Below are 19,668 nucleotides of genomic sequence, written 5' to 3' on the forward strand. Positions count from 1 at the left end.
TGTGAAAAACAACGTGAAGTCAACTATTAAGCTAGCTATTTTTACCACAACTATTTTATATAATGCCTCATCCTTATCAGCTGAATATATAAAAAAAATAACTATACAAAATAATAATAGGATTGAATCTTCTACTATTATAAATTATTTAAAACTTCATGTGGGGGAAGAATATACCTTAGCCAAAGAAGATGCGGCACTTAAAAGTTTGTATTCTACTGCTTTATTTGAAAATATTAATATCAAATTCTTAAAAGATGGTAATTTGATAGTTAAAGTCAATGAGACACCTTTTATCACTAAAGTAATCCTGCAAGGTAATTCTAAAATCAAAAATTCTCAATTATCTAAGGAATTATTTACTATTGCTGGTGACTCAATAAGCCCTGGTAAAGTTGAATTGGATGTTGAAAAAATCAAGAAATTTATAAGCGTTCTGGACGTTTTTCTACCATTGTAACGCCTAAAATAGAGACTCTTCCAAATAGGAGAGTAAAAGTTATATTTGATATTACTGAAGGCCTCTAAAACTACTATCAGACAAATTTATTTTAATGGTAATAATAATTATCGTGATAGTGAACTTCAATCAATTATCATGACCAAAAGAACAAGATGTTTAATTTTTTTGAAACAAACGATACCTATGATCCTGATAGGTTAGAGTACGATAAAGAATTACTAAAAGAATTTTATCAATCTGTAGGGCTTTGCCGATTTTCGGGTCATTTCTACTATCGCAGAGTTAGGAACCACTAAAGAATATTTTTCAATTACCTACTCAATAGAAGAAGGCCAAAAATATAAGCTTGGTAATATATCTATCGATAATAAGTTATTAGATACTGAGTTAGCTCCCCTACAAAAAATATATTACTGTTAAACCAGGTAACATATTTAATATTCGAGCCTTGAATAAAATAGCAGAAAAATATGTCAGCATATTTTGCTACCTTAGGATATCCAGGCATCAATGTTCACCCTGATACTAGTAGCCGAAACCCCAACTATACTATTGATATTAAGTTTGTAATAGAAAAGGCAGATAAGGCTTTCATTAACCAAATAAATATTACTAATAATTTAAAAACTGAAGATAAAGTTATTAGACGTGAATTCAAAATTGCTGAAGGAGATATTTTTAATCGGAGTTACATTGAGAATGGTGAAAAAAATCTCCGGGGTTTAGATTATTTTGAAAAAGTATTTGTTAATCTCACCCCTACTGATAAAAAAGATAAATACGATCTTAACATTGATGTTGAAGAAAAATCTACCTCATCAATTGGCTTTGATATCGGATATAATACAGCTGGCGGTTTATTCGGTCGTCTTTCTTTCTTAGAACGTAACCTAGTCGGGACTGGAAAAATTTTAAATGCTGGCGTACAAACTGGCAAGAAAAGTATTAGTTATTACGGGGGAATAACTGAGCCCCATTTCTTAGACAAGGATTTATCGCTAGGAATTAATGTGTTTAAGAAACATGTCGGTCGTGGTACCTCATTCCTATCCCAAGGAGATCAAAGTTATACTTTAAAATCGATAGGATTGCAAACTTCTCTTGGTTATGAGATAGCTGAAGATTTAAGCCATGAAATTGAATATACTATAAAAAAGGAGCATTTAAGTTCACCAACTACCTCAAATTCTATGTTTTTAAATGAGCAGATGGGGAAATTTACTACCTCGGCTATTGGGCACACCATAACTTATGAGCGACTTGATAGTAGGATTATTCCTAAAAACGGTTACGTAATTAGCGGCACTCAAGAGTTTGCTGGGGTAGGAGGAAATAATAAATATTTAAAGCATGAGCTAGATGGTAAGTACTTTAAATCATTTATTAATAATAAAATTACTTTAAAGTTAGCAGGCAGTGCAGGTAATATTAAAGGAGTAGGTGGTAAAAATGTAAGAATCTCTGATCGCTTTAATTTAGGTGATTATAGTCTAAGAGGGTTTTCTTTAGGAGGAGTTGGGCCGCGCGAGAAAAAAACTTCCGAAGGCCTGGGAGGAGAAAAATTCTATACCCTCTCAACAGAGTTAAATTTTCCTACTGGTTTACCCGAAGAATTTAATTTAACTGGCGCGGTATTTATGGATGTAGGTAGCCTCTGGGATATAGGGAGAAAAGCAAAAACTTATAGGGCAGATAGTTTTTATAACGATACATCCTTGCGTGCTTCCGTGGGAGCGGGTCTCATATGGATTACTCGGCTTGCTCCTATCCGAATGGACTGGGCCATACCGATTAAGAAAAAAGCTTATGATGACAAACAAACTTTTCACATAAAATTTTCTACCCATTTTTAGTGTATTCGAATGATCCCTCGAGATAGACTCCTCTCAGATGATTTTGCTGCTAGACGCGATGGAGCGAAGCCTATAGATAATAGGCGAGCATTGAGTAACGACGTATGCCAATTCATATTAGAGGAGTATAGATGGCTAATAACAATAATTTGTGTAATATTACTATATAATACTACAATTTATGCGCTTAACCCTACTAATGAGACTAAATTTTTAGGGCAAATCGCTATAGTAGATATACCGGCCGTTTTAGAGTCATCTATAGCAATTCACTCTATCAGAAAATCTGTTGAGAATATCAGTAAAAAAATGCATCAAACCTTATTACAAAAAGATTTGGAATTTAAGGAAATAGAAAGTCAATTACTTGCAAAACGGAGCACTCTAAGTGAAGCTGCTTTTAATGAAGAAGTAGATAATTTCAATCAAAAAGTAAATGCGGCACGGAAACAATTGCAAGAAAGAAAATTAGTGCTTGCACATTCCCATAGCGAAGCAGTAGGTAAGGTACAACAAGCTATCCTGAATATTATCAGTACACTCGCAGAAAAGCATAATATCGATATAGTAATTTCTAATACACAAATTTTATTTGCTAAAAATACTCTAAATATTACCCTTGAAGTAGTAGCAGAATTAAATAATAGCTTAAAACAGGTGCCAATTACTTACGAATAATTATGCTGAACACTTATTTTTTGCTATAGTCATTTAGGTTAAATTAGATACTAGGCGCAAGGAGTGAAGCCTAGAAATACTAGGTGAACGACGCGCAACAACGTAGCTAGTTTAACCTAAATGACTATATTAGACCAACACCCACTAGATCGACTTATGCAGGAAGTATACTGCTCGTCTTTCAAGAATTGGATTTTATTTTAAATGGCGCGCGCAGCGTACATGCCAGTACGTGAGCATGTGAGTCCATGATAAAAAAACAATTTTTGAAAGACGAGTAGTATATAATAAATCACAACAAGCTTTATAAAGGTTAGCATGGAAGAATTTACCCCTATCACAGTAGCATATGGAGATGGGATAGGCCCCGAAATAATGACAGCAGTGCTGCAAATTTTAAAAGAAGCAAAAGCACGAATACGAATAGAAGTGGTAGAAGTAGGCGAAAAGCTCTATAACAAAAATTATACTTCAGGAATTGCAGAGGATACCTGGCAATCATTAATTAGAACTAAAATCCTTTTAAAAGCGCCCATTACTACTCCGCTAGGTAGTGGATATAAAAGTTTAAATGTCACCCTTAGAAAAGCTTTATCTCTTTATGCTAATGTTCGTCCTGCGGTTTCTTATGCCCCCTTTATTAAAACACTACATCCAAATCTTAACATTGCTATTATCCGAGAAAATGTAGAGGATTTATATGCAGGTATTGAATATAGGCAGACCCATAACGTCTACGAGTCTCTTAAATTAATTAGTAGGGTAGGCAGTGAAAAAATTATTAGATATGCATTTGAATACGCACAAATAAATAATCGTAAAAAAGTTACTTGCTTTAGTAAAGATAATATTATGAAACTTTCTGATGGAATTTTCCATGAGGTTTTTCAAGAAATAGCAGCAGAATACCCTCAAATTCAAAGTAACTATTACTTGATAGATATAGGTACTGCCCTCCTAGCTACTAAGCCAGAATTATTTGATGTGATTGTGACCTCTAACCTGTATGGGGATATTATATCTGATGTCACCGCTGAAATTTCTGGTTCAGTTGGCTTAAGCGGTTCCGCAAATATAGGGGAAGGATATGCTTTATTCGAAGCAGTACATGGCTCTGCTCCAAGCATTGCCGATCAAAATATCGCTAATCCTTCTGGCTTACTTAATGCAGCAATTATGATGTTACTCCATATTAGGCAAGGTGATGTTGCGGCATTAATAGAAAATGCCTGGAAAAAAACTATTGAAGAAGGAATTCACACCAATGATATTTATAACAAAAACATATCTAGCAAAAAAGTTGGTACTAAAGAATTTGCTGAAGAAGTTATTAAAAGGCTAGGGTTAAAGCCTGCTACCTTTCAAGCCACTCAATATTCTACCCTACCTCCCCAAGGAAGGAACGACAGAGTCTACTCTATTAATACTACCGAGATAAAAAGCTTAAAGGGAGTGGATGTATTTATCCAAATGAACGTTCTATCGGCCCATGATGTAGCCACTAAAATTCAAGCTATAAGTTTAGAAGGTCTAGAATTAAAAACTATTTCGGCTATGGGCCTTAAATTATGGCCTCGCAATGATAGGTTTGAACTAATTTCTGACCACTGGTGTTGCCGTTTTATGTCAAAACAAGCGGGAGAAGAAATTAAACACTTAGAAATAGCCAACTTACTTAAAATATTAAGTGAACATAACATAGATTTTATTAAAATTGAAAATCTCTTTTTATTTGATAACAAGCCAGGTTTTTCCTTGGCGCAAGGAGAATAAATTAACGGTATTATCTATGTTACTATTTATTGGCTATATATTAATTTTTTTAGGTATTACTGCTATATTTTCTGGTATTATAGGATTTTTTAGATTCCCAGACTTTTATACTAAAATTCATGCGGCAAGTGTCATTGAATGCTGCGGGACCCCTTTAACTCTTGTGGGTCTTGCCTTTCTACAACAAGATCCTTTTAGTACCTTTAAACTAATTTTTGCTGTGCTACTCATTTTACTATTAAACCCTATTTCAACTTATGCTATTGGGAAAGCCTCTTTATTACGCCCTACTAAAATTTCTGCTAAACCTAATAGAGCTCCCTCGAAATTCGCTCCTGGTAGGGAGTTTGAAGGAGACACTTCGCTACAAACCACAGCGTACTTAGGTGCAGGTGAGGATTCGAGAACGAAAATAACGACGAAATCGACCATTAGATAGAAACCTTCACAGAACCTAATATAAGATCAAGCCTTTATGATCCCAGAGACAATAAATTTTTCCCTTGCTACTTGTCTATTGACCAGCATTCTTATTCTATTGGTATTCGTCACAGTTAAACTTAATTTTTGTAGATCCCTCTTAGAAGCCGTAATAATTAGTTCCATTGTTAGTTTATTAATTAGCCTTACTTATTTATTAATGGATGCCCCAGACGTTGCTATGACCGAAATAGCGCTTGGTAGCTGTCTATCTACCTGCGTTTTATTGAATTTTTTAAGTAGGCTACCAAACTCCCAAAAATATAATATAACTCAAACTCGCTTAATAAGCTCCTCTATGATTTGTCTAGTTTTTATAATAGTATTTACGCTGCTAGGAACAGAATTACCGGAATATGGAGCTAGTAATTCTCCTCTACAAAGCCATCTGTCTAAATATTATATCCAACATACTAAGGAAGATATTGGCATATCATCTTTTGTCGCAGCCATACTTGCAAGTTATAGAGGATATGATACACTGGGAGAAACTATAGTCATTTTAATTGCAGGAATATCAATATTGTTACTATTTTCAAAAAAGGTTAGGGATGTTTAAAAATTTTATAATTATTAAATATCTGACGCTATTTATCCTACCTTATATTCTCCTGTATGCCTTATATATTCAAATTAATGGGGAAGCATCGCCAGGAGGAGGTTTCCAGTCTGGGGTAATATTTGCCTCTATTTTAATTGGTTTTGATTTAGTTTATGGGCAATTAAAGGTAAAACAATATTTTTCTACTGAGGCCCTAATGGTTATTGCCACTATAGGGGTATTGATTTACGCTATGGTGGGCCTAATACCCTTACTGTATAATGCTAATTATTTAAATTATTATCCCCTGACCCATAATAAGTTATTATCCCAGCATATTGGCATTTTTACTATTGAATTAGGGGTAGGATTATGTGTAGCGGCGGTAATGTATTTAATATATCGCGTTATGTAGTCAATTAATATTATGAAGAGATTAATTCAGCTAATCAAATGGGAATATTTAATTCAGAATCGTATTAATAACCTTACTAAATATCTAATAATATTTTTCTTATTTTGTGCTTTTAGTCTTACCTTAATCAATGACCAAGAAAATCTTACAAAATTTGGAGTTATGTTTTCTATAATTTTGTTACCGCTAGCGTTGGTGAGTTGTTCACATATTATATTTACACAAGACTTAGAAGATGGAAATCTAGAATTATTATTCACCAATTTTACTGAACATGAAATTATTATCTCGAAATTTCTTACCATTTGCTTTATCGCTATAAGCAGCGCTATGTTTAATATGCCAATAATTTATTTCTTTTTTAATATTGAGCTTGAAACTTTCATTCATATGGTTATTACCTTAATTTTATTATTAATTTTAGCTAGTGCCTTATTAATTTTAATTGCTGCCATTCAAAGCTATTTTAGGTCAAATGCCAATCTATTATCCGTGTTAATTATGCCATTATTAATACCTAGTATCGTACTTGGGGGAATTATTACCCAAAATCCAAACAATATCAGTTTAGCTTTTTGTATGGTTGGCATTAATATAGTACTCTTACCAATTATATTGTATCTCGCATCATATTTAATTCGTAATATTTACAACGTTTAATATTAGGTTCTGTGAAGGTTTATATCTAATGGTAGATTTATAGGCATTTTTGCTTGCATAACCACAGGCTACAGGGCCCCTGAGGATTCAAGGATGAAAATAACAATAGACCTCTTGCATAACCTAAAGATAATTGAAGAATTTTTAGGAGAAACGAAGTCGAGTACCGCAGCGTACATAGACGTACGTGAGGAACAAAGAGGAGTTTCGACGACAAAATTACCAATTAGATTAGGTTATGCAAGAGGTCTAATGAAACCGGTCGTTAGATAGAAATGTTCACAGAACCTAATAAAAAATTTGTCATTTTTCTATAATTCATGTACCATATTGTCTAAAAGTTCTTAATCGTTTATCAATTTAGGGAAATATATTTATGTGGCTAGCCTTAAGAAGACTAATAGCAGCTAATCCTATGGGAATATTTTTGTGGTCTCTCATAGCCAAATGGTATGTGATGATCGCTATTGCCTCTTTAGTAGTGCTATTTTGGGTAGTTACAGGGCTAGCAAAAGTAGGGTTTATAAATTATATGGCAAATTCCACAGTTGAAGTCCTTGAAACCGCTAAAGCAGGGGCACAAAATTGTACTCCAAAATTAGGGCCGACCTTTACTGATTTAACTAACTTTTGGAAATGTTTAGGTAACCCACCCCCATATATAGTTAGAGATGATGTTACTAAAGAAAAAACTTTAGAAGATAGTTTCAAGAAAATATTACCTAAAGATAAAACCGTCCCAGAAATGGTGCCATATAGTAACCCTTATGATACGCCTGATACACCACCAAACGAGCCTCCTGAATAACTACTCGGGATGATCGCGCTAGAACTCTTCATATTATATGATTTGCAATGAGGCGTTAAAATATTAACTATTTTAATATTATATTTTGACTTATTAGTATTAAAATAGCATAATTTATTAATAAATTAATAAATTATGAGCGGGTCATGAGCAATAAACAAGACATGAAAGCAAATACGAGAGGCACTAATGGTGATACTTCTTTACATGAAGCAGTGCGTTCAGGTAATTTTGACCAAGTAAAAGAACTTCTTAGAGACCCACGAACTGATATAAATAGGAAAGATACTATAACTACAGAACATGGTCTTACCCCTTTGGCTATAGCAGTACAGAGAGGTGACTTGAATATATTGCAAGCCCTTCTTGAGCGACCAGAGATTCAGGTAAATACTCAAGACACTAGTGGTTTTACTCCTTTACATCGAGCAGGACGCCATTTCATTAACGAAGAAAATTCGAAACACCAGGAGGAAAGCCTTCACATCATTAGCCAGGAGGCAAGACTTAATATCATTCAAGCCCTCGTTAGACACCAAAAAATTAATGTGAATGTTAAAAGCATTATATATGGCTATGCTCCTTTACACATGGCTATACTTGATGATAATGTTGTGATGGTGACAGAACTCTTTCAGCACCAAAACATTGATGTGAATGTTAAAACTACACACGGCCGTACTCCTTTACACATGGCAATACTTGAGGATAATGTTAAGATGGTAACAAAACTCCTTAACCATCCAAACATTGAGGTAAACACTCAAAGCACTGAACATGGCCGTACTCCTTTACACATGGCAATACTTGAGGATAATGCTAAGATGGTAACAGAACTCCTTAGCCATCCAAACATTGATGTGTTTGTTAAAGATAAAGATGGTGATACCGCTTTCCACTTATTATATACTCAAAAGGGACCCAAATTTAACGACACAATATACACTAAATTTAAAGATCATATCCTAAGAAAGGCTGAGGAGATGAATATTTCTCAATTAACTGATTTGATTTTAAAAGTAGAGCCCCCGCGAAAGTTGAAATCCACCGGTTTTGTGGAGAAGCGAGATATGACAATTTCTACGTTACAAGCTAAAATTGATAAAAACCGTCAAGAACAGCAAGTTGATCAGAAGTTTCGGTTTGATCATAAGGATCCTCTTTATAGTCCATTTGTTAATTCTAGTTCAGTACAAATTGTTCATCTAATTAAAAAGATAAAAAAAGCCAACCCTAATCTAAAGATTACAGAAATATTAAAAGATCAGCGTCTTTTAAATGCTTCATCACTAGATTTGGTACGTAAAATCCAAAAAGTAAACAATATACTTGAGAATAATAAGAAACTTAATAACCTAGCTAGGTTTGTGATGAAGCGACCAGCATTGCAAGAGAAAGAATTAGAAAACATTCTTAAAAATATGCAAGAATATATCTCTCTCATGAAAGAGAGCCAAGACATTCTAAAACCCCTGAAGCAGCATAATATACAACTATCTCATATCTCTACTCAGCCCCCAACATATGCAACGGTTATTAAACCACCCCTGAGGAACGATAAGCTGCAGAAGAAGAAGGTGACTTTTCAACTGCCTAATTTGTAATAATACGGGTTACCCTTGATTTTTTACCATAATTTGGTATATTTGAATGATTCTAATCTGATACGCATATTTTATGTCTAATCCTGAAGATTATAATAAAACAACTCGGCGTGATTTCATAACTCTCTCCGCTACTAGTATGGTTGCTGTAGGAGCAATGTGTAGTGCTTGGCCACTGATTGATTCATTTAATCCTTCAGCAGATGTTTTAGCCATATCCTCAATAGAGGTAGATTTATCTAAAATACAACCTGGCCAAACTCTTACTGTGAAATGGCAGGGAAAACCAATTTTTATTACTAACAGAAGCCAGGACAAAATTAATGAAGCGAGAAACACTAAGCTTTCTGAATTAATAGACCCTGAGCCTGATCAGGATCGGGTCAAAGCGGGGCATGATAATTGGTTAGTTACAATAGGAATTTGTACCCATTTAGGTTGCGTGCCTCTGGCTAATCAAGGCGATTATGATGGCTGGTTCTGTCCTTGCCATGGTTCTCACTATGATTCTTCAGGACGAATCCGTAAGGGGCCTGCCCCCCTAAATTTAGCGATTCCTCCTTATGAATTTATCTCTGATACTAAGATCAAAATCGGATAATTATTTATGACTCAAGGCGATTATCCCAAGAAAGCCAATTCAATATCTGCTGCTATAATAGAATGGGTAGATTATAGACTGCCTATTTTTTCTTTTATCAAACATTTAGGTGAGTACCGCACACCCAAAAATTTAAGTTATTTATGGAATTTAGGGTCAATCGCTGGCATTGCTTTATTAATTCAAATCATCACTGGTATTATCCTAGCTATGCATTATACTCCGCATGTTGACCATGCGTTTGATAGTGTTGAAAAAATTATGCGCGATGTCAATTATGGGTGGCTATTACGCTATATCCATTCCGTAGGCGCCTCTATGTTTTTTGTAGCAGTCTACCTCCATATCGCTCGAAACCTATATTATGGTTCATATAAAAAACCGCGAGAATTATTATGGCATATAGGTATAATAATTTTCCTTATGATGATGGCTACTGCCTTTATGGGATATGTACTTCCTTGGGGACAAATGAGTTATTGGGGAGCAACCGTAATAACTAATTTATTTTCAGCTATACCGGTTATAGGCAAAAATGTTGTTAACTGGCTTTGGGGAGGTTTTTCTGTTGATAATCCTACATTGAACCGATTCTTTGCTTTACATTATTTATTACCTTTTATTATAGTAGCATTAGTTATCTTACATCTAGTAGCGTTGCATATTCATGGCTCCAATAACCCTAAAGGGATTGAGGTTACCAGTCCTAACGATACAATTCCTTTTCATCCTTATTATACTGTCAAAGATTTTGTTGGATTTGGATTTTATTTTTTAATATTTGCCTTTTTTATATTTTATCAACCAAATTACTTAGGGCATCCTGATAATTATATTCCAGCTAACCCATTAGTGACCCCTGCTCATATAGTTCCAGAATGGTATTTTTTACCGTTTTATGCCATCTTACGGGCAATTCCTTCTAAGCTTGGAGGAGTGGTGTTAATGTTTTCTAGTATATTAGTGCTCTTTATTCTACCTTGGCTTGACACTTCTGCAGTAAGAAGTGCAAATTACCGGCCAATTTTTCGAGTTGCATTTTGGTTATTTATGCTCAATTGCTTACTACTTGGATATCTAGGAGGGCAACCAGCAGAGGAACCATATATTACATTGAGCAGATTGGCGTCTACATATTATTTTTTCCATTTTTTAGTTTTGTTACCTTTAATTGGTAAATATGAAAAACCGCTACCTTTACCGTATCACTTATGAATTTATGAAGCACTGTTTGAAACATTTTATTTGTTTATTAATTTTACTGAGCCCCTGCATTATTACTGCTAATGAAGCGCTGCCCCAAAAAAAAGTTAATTGGCCATTTGAAGGGGCCTTTGGCACAGTAAATCGAAGAGCTGCCCAGAGAGGGTTTCAAGTCTATAAAGAAGTTTGCGCGGCTTGTCATGGCTTATATAATTTATATTATCGTAATCTGCAAGATCTAGGTTTTTCTGAGGCAGAAATAAAAGAAATAGCAAAAAGTTATAACGTGCAAGACGGACCCAATGACCTGGGTGAAATGTTTGAAAGACCAGGGCTCCCATCTGATCATTTTATCCGCCCCTACCCTAATGAGCAAGCAGCTCGTGCGGCCAATAATGGAGCTTACCCTCCGGATCTATCGCTAATAATCAAAGCACGCCCTGACGGAGCTAATTACCTATATTCTCTGCTCACCGGCTATATTAACCCTCCTGACCATTTTAGATTAATGCCAGGTTTACACTATAACCCTTATTTCCCTGGGAGTCAGCTAGCCATGCCTGCTCCCTTAACTGATGGCCAGGTTACCTATATAGATGGCACTGAGGCGTCGGTAGAACAAATGGCTATGGACGTCACAAATTTCTTACAATGGGCAGCTGAGCCTGAGATGGAAAACCGTAAATCTCTCGGCTTAAAAGTCATGTTATTTTTAGTAGTTTTTACTATTTTCTTTGTTATTTCTAAAAAGAGGATTTGGCAGAATGTTAAGTAAAGATAGATGCATATACTGCTCGTAACTGAAGAATTGGTATACGAAGGTCAACTTCAAGAAGAGCGAGGAGGGTCAAAGTCGAGTAGCGCAGCATACTATAAGTCAATTCAGATGGTTTTGCTGCTAGGCGCGATGGTAGAGCCTATAGATAATAGGGAAGCTATTTGAGCAACGACGCATGCAAATTCATATCAGAGGAGGAGATATAATTCCTTCCTACCTTTTTTATACTAGGAATAAATAAGCTAAAGTTAAGAAAGTAAAAAAACCAAATGAATCGGTGATAGTGGTAAGAAAGACGCCCGAGCCGGTAGCAGGATCAATATTTAAATAATGTAACATAATTGGTATTAGGGAGCCAAAAAGTCCTGCAATTAGAAAATTTAGTATAACAGCAATTGCAAAAATCAGACTTAAGTTTGGGTCAGAAAGCATTACTAAACTGAGCAACGCTCCCACTAACGCTAATATTAATCCATTAAATCCACATACCATTACCTCCTTACAAATCACCTTTAACATGTTACTAGGATGAATATCTTTATTTGCCAGCGCTCTTACTGTCACTGTCATAGCCTGCGTACCGGCATTCCCTCCCATAGACGCAACTATAGGCATGATAGAAGCAAGCGCGATAAGTTTAGAAATGGTTAAACTAAATTGATTGATAATTATAGAAGTAAGGCAAGCAGTAATTAGATTCACAAATAGCCAAGGAAATCGATGTTTTACTGTATAAAATAAGTTATAGAATGTATCTTGAGTATGAACTCCCCCAAGGGACATTATATCTTTTTCTGTTTGTTGTTCAATAATATAGATCATATTATCTATTGAGACAGTGCCTATCAATTTCCCGCTCTTATTAACTACTGGCACAATAGTTAGAGCATATTGTTTAAAAATAAAGCTTAATTCACTTAATTCAGTGAATATATCAGTAATTTTAAACTCATGGCCCATTATCTTTTTTATTGATTCCTCGCCTCCATATTTTAGTAAAGTGCTTAATAATATGATCCCGATAGGACGATATTTGCTATCTGTTATAATAGCCGCATGAAAATCTTGTTTTATATGTTTATGCCTAATAAATTCTATTGCTTTTGCTACAGTCCAATCTTCATGAAACGAGATGAAATTTCGCTCAATTACTCTACCGACTGTATCCTCTGGGTAGGTACAGCCTTCTAGAATTTGCTGTCTTTTTTCTACTTTTAAATTATCTAATATTAATTCTTTTGTAATATCATCTAAATCTACTATTACTTCGACGGCCTCTTCTATCGCTAGCTGATTAATTAGTTGAGCGCTTTTTTGCACCCCTAAGATTTGTATGATTAAAGGTTTGCTGCTGACACTGAGCTGAACTAAAATCTCAGGCCTTAAGCGAGGAGCAAGAGGAGGAAGGATTATTTTATAAATTTTGTAATTAATATTGTCAAGGAAATCTGCTAGATCCGCATAATGGAGCTTATGCATCATCTCGACTGCTTCTTGAACCTGCTCATTGTTAATAAGATCAGTAATTTGTTCAAAAATTTCCTCAAATTGATCTTGATGAACAGATAATATGCTTTTGGATTGATTCTGCATAATTCCTCTTTGGGATTATTGAATTTTAAAAGTATCCCTAAATAGCCAAGAAGAAGGAGAGCTTCCTACTTCTTCTCTGGTACAAATCATACGTGATATTGGTGCGGCCGAGAAGATTTGAACTTCCATTCTGAAACAGAACAGCACCCTCAATGCTGCGCGTCTACCAATTCCGCCACGGCCGCATTAGGTTTTATGAACTCCCTATAAGGACTTGATAGGGTTTATTAGACTTCCTGCCTAAGTCCCATTATAGAGAAAAGCTAGCAGTCAGTATCACTACTCTCTGCTGTAAGCTGCACTTCCCTAGCTAACGCATTTTGATACACTTTCTCGATTATTAAGTGTAACTTAAAATTTTTATCCATAAATGCCTCTTCTACTACTTGCTCTAACAGCTGTAATCCCTCATTGCGTAGCAGTAGATTTTTGTGGATAATGTCTAACGCTTCTTCAGTCTTACCTGCATTTACCAGCTGTGCTATTTCCTGATATCTTTCTCTTACAATTTTCGAGCTAGGCACTTAAGTTTTTCTAATATCGATTATTTTCCACTTCTTGAGATCAAAAGGGTCTACTCCAATATTCTCTAGGAACGGGCTTCAAAATGAATTGCGAAGAAGCAAAAGATATTATCGGTTAATTATTAACAAATTATGCTCCCTATTTCAATAGCATTTATAGTATAGAGTGATTTTTTCAGTATACTACTTAACTTATTCTAATTGTTTTTTTATTTTACCATAGACTTACCTACTTCCCTGGATAATTAAGTGAATTTGGAAGTAAGCGTTTCCTGCCCCTTTCCTAATTCAATGACAAAATTGGGCATTACTTTTTCCTCATGAGCAGCGATTGTTATCTGTTCTAATTTCTCCTCTAAAACATGGTATTGGCTATGAAATTTAGTAGCATTCCCTGTTAATACTAACGCAGAGTCAATCCCTATTGTGTTGGCACCTAATATATCTGTATAAAAAGTATCGCCTACCATTAGAATACGTTTTTTAGGAATATTTGGTAGTTTATTTAATGCCAGCTGATATATTTCAGGGTATGGTTTCCCCGTATAAATTACAGAACCTCCAAATTGCTTTATTTTAGCCGCAAAATACCCAGCACAATATCTATATACTCCTTGTTGCATTATTCCAAGATCAGGATTAGCACAGATAGTAATCGTTTTTCTGTTAACGGCAGTTTGTAGTAAACTATCTATTTCATTTAAATTTACCTTTTCTCCTTCATCATAATGTAACGTTAAAAGCAAAATATTAGCTTCATTTATATTAAGGGTAGTAGGGATCTGGGTATTCTTTATTAGGTCATTTTGATTACTACTAAGATGATATATCAAAGGTTTATCAATAGCAAAAATTTCCTTGCTATTAAGTATCATATTTACCGCTAATTCTCCTGAGCTAATAATCATTTCTTTACTAGCGTTAATGCCCCAAGCAGTAAGCTTAGACCATAAATGTGAGATATTACGCGGAGCATTAGTAATGAAAATCACTTTTTTACCCTTGTTAATTACGTAATTAATATTATCCACCACTCCTGGATAGTTATAATTGCCTTCTACTACTACCCCCCAAAGGTCAAATAAAAACGCATCATACTCATCGATTATTGCCGTAATATGCTTATAAGTTAGGCTAGTCATTTTCATTTCCGCTAATATAACAATTTCAAAATATTTTAATGATAGTGAATTACGAGTAATAATAGACAAGAAATATTTTTAGTAAAATTATTTCTCGCCTATCATATCAGAATATTTTAATACGGTGCAGGAAAAGTATATATTTGCTATAAATGTATGTTAGTGTATAGTTATTTTCTATCTTTTATTTTAGTATTTATTTATGTCCGAGATTCCACAGCCACATATGCCAAACGAATATGGCGCTGATTCTATCAAAGTTTTAAAAGGTCTTGAGGCAGTCAAGAAAAGACCAGGGATGTATATCGGTGATACTGATGACGGGTCAGGACTGCATCATATGATTTATGAAGTTGTGGATAACGCCATAGATGAATCTTTAGCAGGGTATTGTGATCTAATTGAAGTAATATTAAACCCTAATGGCTCAGTTACGGTGCGAGATAATGGACGCGGCATCCCAGTAGATATTCACGAAGAAGAAGGAATATCAGCCGCTGAAGTGATTATGACCCAACTACATGCCGGAGGAAAATTTGATCAAAACTCTTATAAAATATCAGGCGGACTTCATGGTGTTGGAGTGTCAGTAGTAAATGCCTTATCAGAATGGCTAGAGCTAAGAATCTGGCGGAATAATAAAGAATATTTTGTGAAGTTTAAAGATGGAGCAGCTGAAGCCCCACTGGTACTGCAAGGAGAAGCCATAGGTAAAAAGGGCACAGAAGTAACATTTTTTCCTTCTATTACGACTTTTAGCGCCATTGAATTCAATTTTGCTACTATCGAACATAGACTCAGAGAATTGGCGTTTTTAAATTCTGGAGTAAAAATTTTATTAAAAGATTATCGTTTTTCTGAACGCCAAGAAGTAGTATTTTGCTTTTCTGGTGGAGTGGAAGCGTATGTGAAATATGTGGATAGAGCAAAAACGGCATTACATCAATGCATCACTCTTAGTACCAGTAATACAGACTCAGGTATTACCCTTGAATTAGCCATGAATTGGAATGATTCATATCATGAAAATATTTTGTGTTTTACGAATAATATCCGCCAACGCGAGGGTGGGACTCACCTTGTAGCGTTTAAAGCAGCTCTTACCAGGGTCATTACCACTTATATGGAAAATATTGGATATAATAAAAAAACTAAAGTCAATTTTATAGGGGATGACACCAGGGAAGGGTTATCATGTATTTTATCTGTGAAAGTACCCGATCCTAAATTCTCTTCTCAAACTAAAGATAAATTAGTCAGTTCCGAAGTACGTCCTACTGTTGAGAATGCTGTATATACTAAAATGTTGGAATGGTTTGAAGAACATCCAAGTGATGCTAAAATCATTATTAATAAAATTATAGAAGCTGCCACTGCACGAGAAGCCGCTAAAAAAGCGCGAGAATTAACTCGCCGTAAATCTGCTCTTGAAGTTTCAAATTTGCCTGGTAAATTAGCAGACTGCCAAGAAAGAGACCCAGCGGGAGCAGAACTATTTATTGTAGAAGGAGACTCTGCTGGGGGCACCGCTAAGCAAGGGAGAGATAGGAAATTTCAAGCAATTCTACCATTACGCGGTAAGATATTAAATATTGAAAGAGCCAGGTTTGATAAAATGTTGAATTCTGATCAGATAGGAACATTAATCACTGCTCTTGGCACTAGTATAGGAGAAGATTTTTCTCTAGCAAAATTAAGATATCATAAAATAATTATCATGACTGATGCAGATGTGGATGGATCTCATATCAGAACCTTACTACTTACTTTCTTTTATAGGCATATGAGGCAGTTAATTGATAATGGTTATTTATATATAGCGCAACCTCCTTTATATAAAGTCAAGAAAGGCAATAATGAATTATACTTAAAAAATGAGCAAGCATTACAAGATCATTTAATCAAGACTACTCTTACCGATGCTTTGATTACTTTGAATGATGGCACGCGAATTATTGGTAAGGAGCTGGAAGAAATAATACAAGGTGTTATTAAATTTGTGCGCTTACTTGATCAAGTAAGCAAAAAATTTAATAGGCAGCTTGCAGAATGTTTGACTATACGCAGTTTATTAGGAAGACACATATTTGAAGAAAATACTAGAGAGCAGATCCAACAAGCTTTAAGCATTTTAAATCTTGGGGATATTGCCCCTGATAAAACAGATTGGCAATTTGTAGTCGCTGAAAATAATATAGAATTTTTTCGTTTTGTCCGGGGCATGAAAGAGAGCAAAATTCTGTTAAAAGAACAGTTAGAATCGCTAGAATTTACAGGTCTTGCTAAAGCTTTTACTATTATTGCCCCTATATTTGTTAATCCGATAAAATTATCAATTAGAAATCAGGAGCACGATATTATATTCCCAAGTAATATGCTAGATTCTATTTTGGAGAATGGTAAAAAAGGAATAACTATCCAACGTTTTAAAGGGCTTGGAGAAATGAATGCTGATCAATTATGGGAAACAACCTTAGATCAGGCTAAAAGGACATTATTACAAATTAAAGTGCATGAGCAAGATAGTGCGGAAGTACTATTTTCTACCTTAATGGGCGATATTGTTGAACCTAGAAGGCAATTTATTCAAGAAAACGCCTTGAACGTCATGAATCTAGATGTGTAGTAGCGACTACAACACACTATGCCTTCGAGCTATTTTTTGATTTTTGGGACTTGCTGGAGGAGTTTCTGTTGGCGACATCGGCTGCTGCTGAGCATGTTTAGACGCTGCAACTGCTACTGATTTTCCTAACTCCACCTTGGGTTCCTGCGGAGGCACGCTAGTATCAGCAGTTCTCGCCTCTCTAGAATTGGTATAATTTTTATGGTAGCCTTTACCTACATCGATTACAGTTTTTCCACCAACAAATAAAGCCCAAAGGCCTATCGTCGCTCCAGACGTTAAAGGAGCAAAAGTAAGGGCCACTCCTAATCCAACAAGAACTTTTCCTTTATGGTTTTTCCATGTATCTTTGAGAGAATCTTTAACTAAGTTACCGAATTCTTTGATTTTCGCTGCAATAGTTTTTTTTTCTTCGGCCATGACTTATTTAATACCTATTAATTTATTATAACAATCGTGCTATAATCTACTCTCCTTATCAAGAATTTTTACTTTTGTAATATTAAGATGAGATAATTTTTACTAAATATTAAGAAAATAGTGATAAATTTACTAATATACTACCCTGCTAATATTATATAGTGCTTTCTGCATGAGTTGAGTCTATGCCCTCCCCTATAATATGCAAGGTACTGTTATATTGTTTATGATTTTCATTTTGACTTAAAAGAGGAATAAGGCTATTTGATGGTTGCACAGCTCTTAGCTCTTGGGTATTTACTATTACTTCACTCTCTCTTACCTGCGCTACAAGATTACTATTGTTAATAGCTTTATTTTGACAATATTGAGTATATGAATCTTTAAGTATAACCCCTAATATTACAACGCACCCTCCCAATAACATTGTTACACCCAATACAGTACTTGCCATTATAGCAAAAAAATCTATAGGATTAGTATCAGTATTATGGTTGGCACTGGCAGAGGGTAAATCCTGGCCATTATCTGATTTACTTGTAATATTGACTACACCTAATATGCGGGGATACATTCTTTCACTATAATTATTAATTTATTGAGTACTTTAAAAGCTATTCATACAAATAATATCACTTTCGCGTAATAAAGTAAATAGCTATAATGTTTTCAACCTAGAATAATTATAGTCCTCCCCTCTTATCGGCTAATTACATAGAAACCTTCACAAGACCTAGTTACCTATAATGTATTTCTTTTCAATATCACTTTTGGTTAACCTCTTTGGTGCCCCAAATATATCAGGGTTTTTTAGCTTAAATAAATCCTCATCAAATTTTTTTACTTTAACAATGTGATTAAATGTTATAGTAATAATGTTGTCCCCTTCAAATATTTTTAGGGTTTGTATCTGGCCTGTCCCTTTATTAAAAATAATCTGGCTACGTTTTTCTGTTAAATTATGATAAATAGTGATCGTAAAAATATCCGCATAATTTTTTGCTGATTCAAATTTAAAATATTTCTCCAAATCTTCACTATCTTCTAACAGAAAATTAAATATATTTTCTTGCGCTTTAATACGCGTCACATATTTCATATCATAATCATACACTGCCACATAATTACTATTGCCGATCACCAGTAGAGGAAAAGGAGCATAATAATTACAACGAAACCTATAAGGTTTATTGATTAATAATTTACCTTCTACCCTATTCCCCTGTAAATCTTCTTGAAGAAAATCTACCGCTATAGAATCTATTGTGCGCAAATATCCTTTAAGCTGCGTAATAGCGCTCTTACTGTTTTCTCCTTGATATTGGATGGCATTAACATTAGTTATTGTGAGTAAAAAATATAACACGACAATAACTTGTTTTACCCAGCTTTTCATTTGTACCTTTTAAGAGATTATATTAATTATACCAATTCCCATACTTAACAGGGAGAATAGTTTATAGAGCTAAATTGCAACACTCTAAATTGCGATGCGATAGCATTAGC

17 protein-coding genes, 1 tRNA gene and 3 pseudogenes are annotated in these 19,668 nt (G+C 34.7%); 14 read left to right on the forward strand and 7 right to left on the reverse strand.

Annotated features, from left to right (window positions below; genetic code table 11):
- Window positions 1-13 precede the first annotated feature (13 nt).
- The 13 genes and pseudogenes from bamA (at window position 14) to AAGD44_RS03075 (ending at window position 12,022) form a co-directional block, all read left to right on the forward strand.
- Window positions 14-2,316 (forward strand): annotated as a pseudogene (bamA, locus tag AAGD44_RS03015) (outer membrane protein assembly factor BamA).
- A gap of 9 nt (window positions 2,317-2,325) precedes the next feature.
- On the forward strand, window positions 2,326-2,994 hold the full coding sequence (locus AAGD44_RS03020) for an OmpH family outer membrane protein (protein WP_341764509.1): 669 nt from the start codon (window positions 2,326-2,328) through the stop codon (window positions 2,992-2,994).
- A 318-nt stretch (window positions 2,995-3,312) separates the two neighbouring features.
- Window positions 3,313-4,767 (forward strand): NADP-dependent isocitrate dehydrogenase, encoded by a 1,455-nt coding sequence (locus AAGD44_RS03025; protein WP_341764510.1) that lies wholly within the window; start codon window positions 3,313-3,315, stop codon window positions 4,765-4,767.
- A 16-nt stretch (window positions 4,768-4,783) separates the two neighbouring features.
- Window positions 4,784-5,050, forward strand: a pseudogene (locus AAGD44_RS03030) (Na+/H+ antiporter subunit G); the annotation flags it as partial.
- Between the two features lie 192 nt (window positions 5,051-5,242).
- Window positions 5,243-6,203, forward strand: a pseudogene (locus AAGD44_RS03035) (DUF4040 domain-containing protein).
- A 12-nt stretch (window positions 6,204-6,215) separates the two neighbouring features.
- Window positions 6,216-6,863 carry a heme exporter protein CcmB gene (locus AAGD44_RS03040; protein WP_341764511.1) on the forward strand — a complete coding sequence of 216 codons (648 nt, stop codon included), beginning with the start codon at window positions 6,216-6,218 and terminating at the stop codon, window positions 6,861-6,863.
- 114 nt (window positions 6,864-6,977) lie between these two features.
- Complete coding sequence (locus AAGD44_RS03045; protein WP_341764512.1) at window positions 6,978-7,136, forward strand: palindromic element RPE1 domain-containing protein; 159 nt, start codon at window positions 6,978-6,980, stop codon at window positions 7,134-7,136.
- 103 nt (window positions 7,137-7,239) lie between these two features.
- Window positions 7,240-7,671 carry a DUF2670 domain-containing protein gene (locus tag AAGD44_RS03050; protein WP_341764513.1) on the forward strand — a complete coding sequence of 144 codons (432 nt, stop codon included), beginning with the start codon at window positions 7,240-7,242 and terminating at the stop codon, window positions 7,669-7,671.
- A 146-nt stretch (window positions 7,672-7,817) separates the two neighbouring features.
- Window positions 7,818-9,275: an ankyrin repeat domain-containing protein gene (locus tag AAGD44_RS03055; RefSeq protein WP_341764514.1), complete on the forward strand. Its 1,458-nt coding sequence runs from the start codon at window positions 7,818-7,820 to the stop codon at window positions 9,273-9,275.
- A 73-nt stretch (window positions 9,276-9,348) separates the two neighbouring features.
- The gene (petA, locus tag AAGD44_RS03060) at window positions 9,349-9,876 is read left to right on the forward strand and encodes a ubiquinol-cytochrome c reductase iron-sulfur subunit (protein WP_341764515.1); all 528 of its coding nucleotides are present in this window, start codon (window positions 9,349-9,351) and stop codon (window positions 9,874-9,876) included.
- Between the two features lie 6 nt (window positions 9,877-9,882).
- Window positions 9,883-11,091: a cytochrome b/b6 gene (locus AAGD44_RS03065; protein WP_341764516.1), complete on the forward strand. Its 1,209-nt coding sequence runs from the start codon at window positions 9,883-9,885 to the stop codon at window positions 11,089-11,091.
- A gap of 4 nt (window positions 11,092-11,095) precedes the next feature.
- Window positions 11,096-11,854: a cytochrome c1 gene (locus tag AAGD44_RS03070; protein ID WP_341764663.1), complete on the forward strand. Its 759-nt coding sequence runs from the start codon at window positions 11,096-11,098 to the stop codon at window positions 11,852-11,854.
- A 33-nt stretch (window positions 11,855-11,887) separates the two neighbouring features.
- Window positions 11,888-12,022: a hypothetical protein gene (locus AAGD44_RS03075; protein ID WP_341764517.1), complete on the forward strand. Its 135-nt coding sequence runs from the start codon at window positions 11,888-11,890 to the stop codon at window positions 12,020-12,022.
- A 57-nt stretch (window positions 12,023-12,079) separates the two neighbouring features.
- On the opposite strand, the gene mgtE is transcribed toward AAGD44_RS03075, so the two are convergent.
- From mgtE to AAGD44_RS03095, 4 genes are all read right to left on the reverse strand, one after another.
- Window positions 12,080-13,450 (reverse strand): magnesium transporter, encoded by a 1,371-nt coding sequence (gene mgtE, locus AAGD44_RS03080; protein WP_341764518.1) that lies wholly within the window; start codon window positions 13,448-13,450, stop codon window positions 12,080-12,082.
- A 99-nt stretch (window positions 13,451-13,549) separates the two neighbouring features.
- Window positions 13,550-13,635: transfer RNA gene (locus tag AAGD44_RS03085), tRNA-Leu, on the reverse strand.
- Window positions 13,636-13,713: 78 nt separating this feature from the next.
- Complete coding sequence (locus tag AAGD44_RS03090; RefSeq protein WP_341764519.1) at window positions 13,714-13,974, reverse strand: hypothetical protein; 261 nt, start codon at window positions 13,972-13,974, stop codon at window positions 13,714-13,716.
- Between the two features lie 245 nt (window positions 13,975-14,219).
- Entirely contained in the window at window positions 14,220-15,116 is an 897-nt protein-coding gene (locus tag AAGD44_RS03095; RefSeq protein WP_341764664.1) for a TIGR01459 family HAD-type hydrolase, read from the reverse strand.
- Between the two features lie 202 nt (window positions 15,117-15,318).
- Between AAGD44_RS03095 and gyrB the strand changes: the two genes are divergently transcribed.
- Complete coding sequence (gene gyrB, locus AAGD44_RS03100) at window positions 15,319-17,742, forward strand: DNA topoisomerase (ATP-hydrolyzing) subunit B (RefSeq protein WP_341764520.1); 2,424 nt, start codon at window positions 15,319-15,321, stop codon at window positions 17,740-17,742.
- A gap of 6 nt (window positions 17,743-17,748) precedes the next feature.
- Here the strand turns inward: gyrB and AAGD44_RS03105 are convergent, their stop codons facing one another.
- The 3 genes from AAGD44_RS03105 to AAGD44_RS03115 all read right to left on the reverse strand — a co-directional run bounded on the left by AAGD44_RS03105 (window position 17,749) and on the right by AAGD44_RS03115 (window position 19,558).
- Window positions 17,749-18,162, reverse strand: coding sequence for a hypothetical protein (locus tag AAGD44_RS03105; RefSeq protein ID WP_341764521.1), 414 nt, complete (start codon window positions 18,160-18,162; stop codon window positions 17,749-17,751).
- Window positions 18,163-18,316: 154 nt separating this feature from the next.
- On the reverse strand, window positions 18,317-18,736 hold the full coding sequence (locus AAGD44_RS03110; protein ID WP_341764522.1) for a hypothetical protein: 420 nt from the start codon (window positions 18,734-18,736) through the stop codon (window positions 18,317-18,319).
- A 159-nt stretch (window positions 18,737-18,895) separates the two neighbouring features.
- Window positions 18,896-19,558 carry an outer-membrane lipoprotein carrier protein LolA gene (locus AAGD44_RS03115; protein WP_341764523.1) on the reverse strand — a complete coding sequence of 221 codons (663 nt, stop codon included), beginning with the start codon at window positions 19,556-19,558 and terminating at the stop codon, window positions 18,896-18,898.
- Window positions 19,559-19,668 lie beyond the last annotated feature (110 nt).

The sequence above is a fragment of the Candidatus Tisiphia endosymbiont of Beris chalybata genome (genome assembly GCF_964026555.1).
Lineage (GTDB): Bacteria > Pseudomonadota > Alphaproteobacteria > Rickettsiales > Rickettsiaceae > Tisiphia.

Bases quoted from the DNA above. Each gene is read 5' to 3' on its own strand.
- AAGD44_RS03020 (WP_341764509.1), top strand. From the start codon at position 2,326: ATGATCCCTCGAGATAGACTCCTCTCAGATGATTTTGCTGCTAGACGC.
- AAGD44_RS03025 (WP_341764510.1), top strand. From the start codon at position 3,313: ATGGAAGAATTTACCCCTATCACAGTAGCATATGGAGATGGGATAGGC.
- AAGD44_RS03040 (WP_341764511.1), top strand. From the start codon at position 6,216: ATGAAGAGATTAATTCAGCTAATCAAATGGGAATATTTAATTCAGAAT.
- AAGD44_RS03050 (WP_341764513.1), top strand. From the start codon at position 7,240: ATGTGGCTAGCCTTAAGAAGACTAATAGCAGCTAATCCTATGGGAATA.
- AAGD44_RS03055 (WP_341764514.1), top strand. From the start codon at position 7,818: ATGAGCAATAAACAAGACATGAAAGCAAATACGAGAGGCACTAATGGT.
- petA (WP_341764515.1), top strand. From the start codon at position 9,349: ATGTCTAATCCTGAAGATTATAATAAAACAACTCGGCGTGATTTCATA.
- AAGD44_RS03065 (WP_341764516.1), top strand. From the start codon at position 9,883: ATGACTCAAGGCGATTATCCCAAGAAAGCCAATTCAATATCTGCTGCT.
- AAGD44_RS03070 (WP_341764663.1), top strand. From the start codon at position 11,096: ATGAAGCACTGTTTGAAACATTTTATTTGTTTATTAATTTTACTGAGC.
- mgtE (WP_341764518.1), bottom strand. From the start codon at position 13,450: ATGCAGAATCAATCCAAAAGCATATTATCTGTTCATCAAGATCAATTT.
- AAGD44_RS03095 (WP_341764664.1), bottom strand. From the start codon at position 15,116: ATGACTAGCCTAACTTATAAGCATATTACGGCAATAATCGATGAGTAT.
- gyrB (WP_341764520.1), top strand. From the start codon at position 15,319: ATGTCCGAGATTCCACAGCCACATATGCCAAACGAATATGGCGCTGAT.
- AAGD44_RS03105 (WP_341764521.1), bottom strand. From the start codon at position 18,162: ATGGCCGAAGAAAAAAAAACTATTGCAGCGAAAATCAAAGAATTCGGT.
- AAGD44_RS03110 (WP_341764522.1), bottom strand. From the start codon at position 18,736: ATGTATCCCCGCATATTAGGTGTAGTCAATATTACAAGTAAATCAGAT.
- AAGD44_RS03115 (WP_341764523.1), bottom strand. From the start codon at position 19,558: ATGAAAAGCTGGGTAAAACAAGTTATTGTCGTGTTATATTTTTTACTC.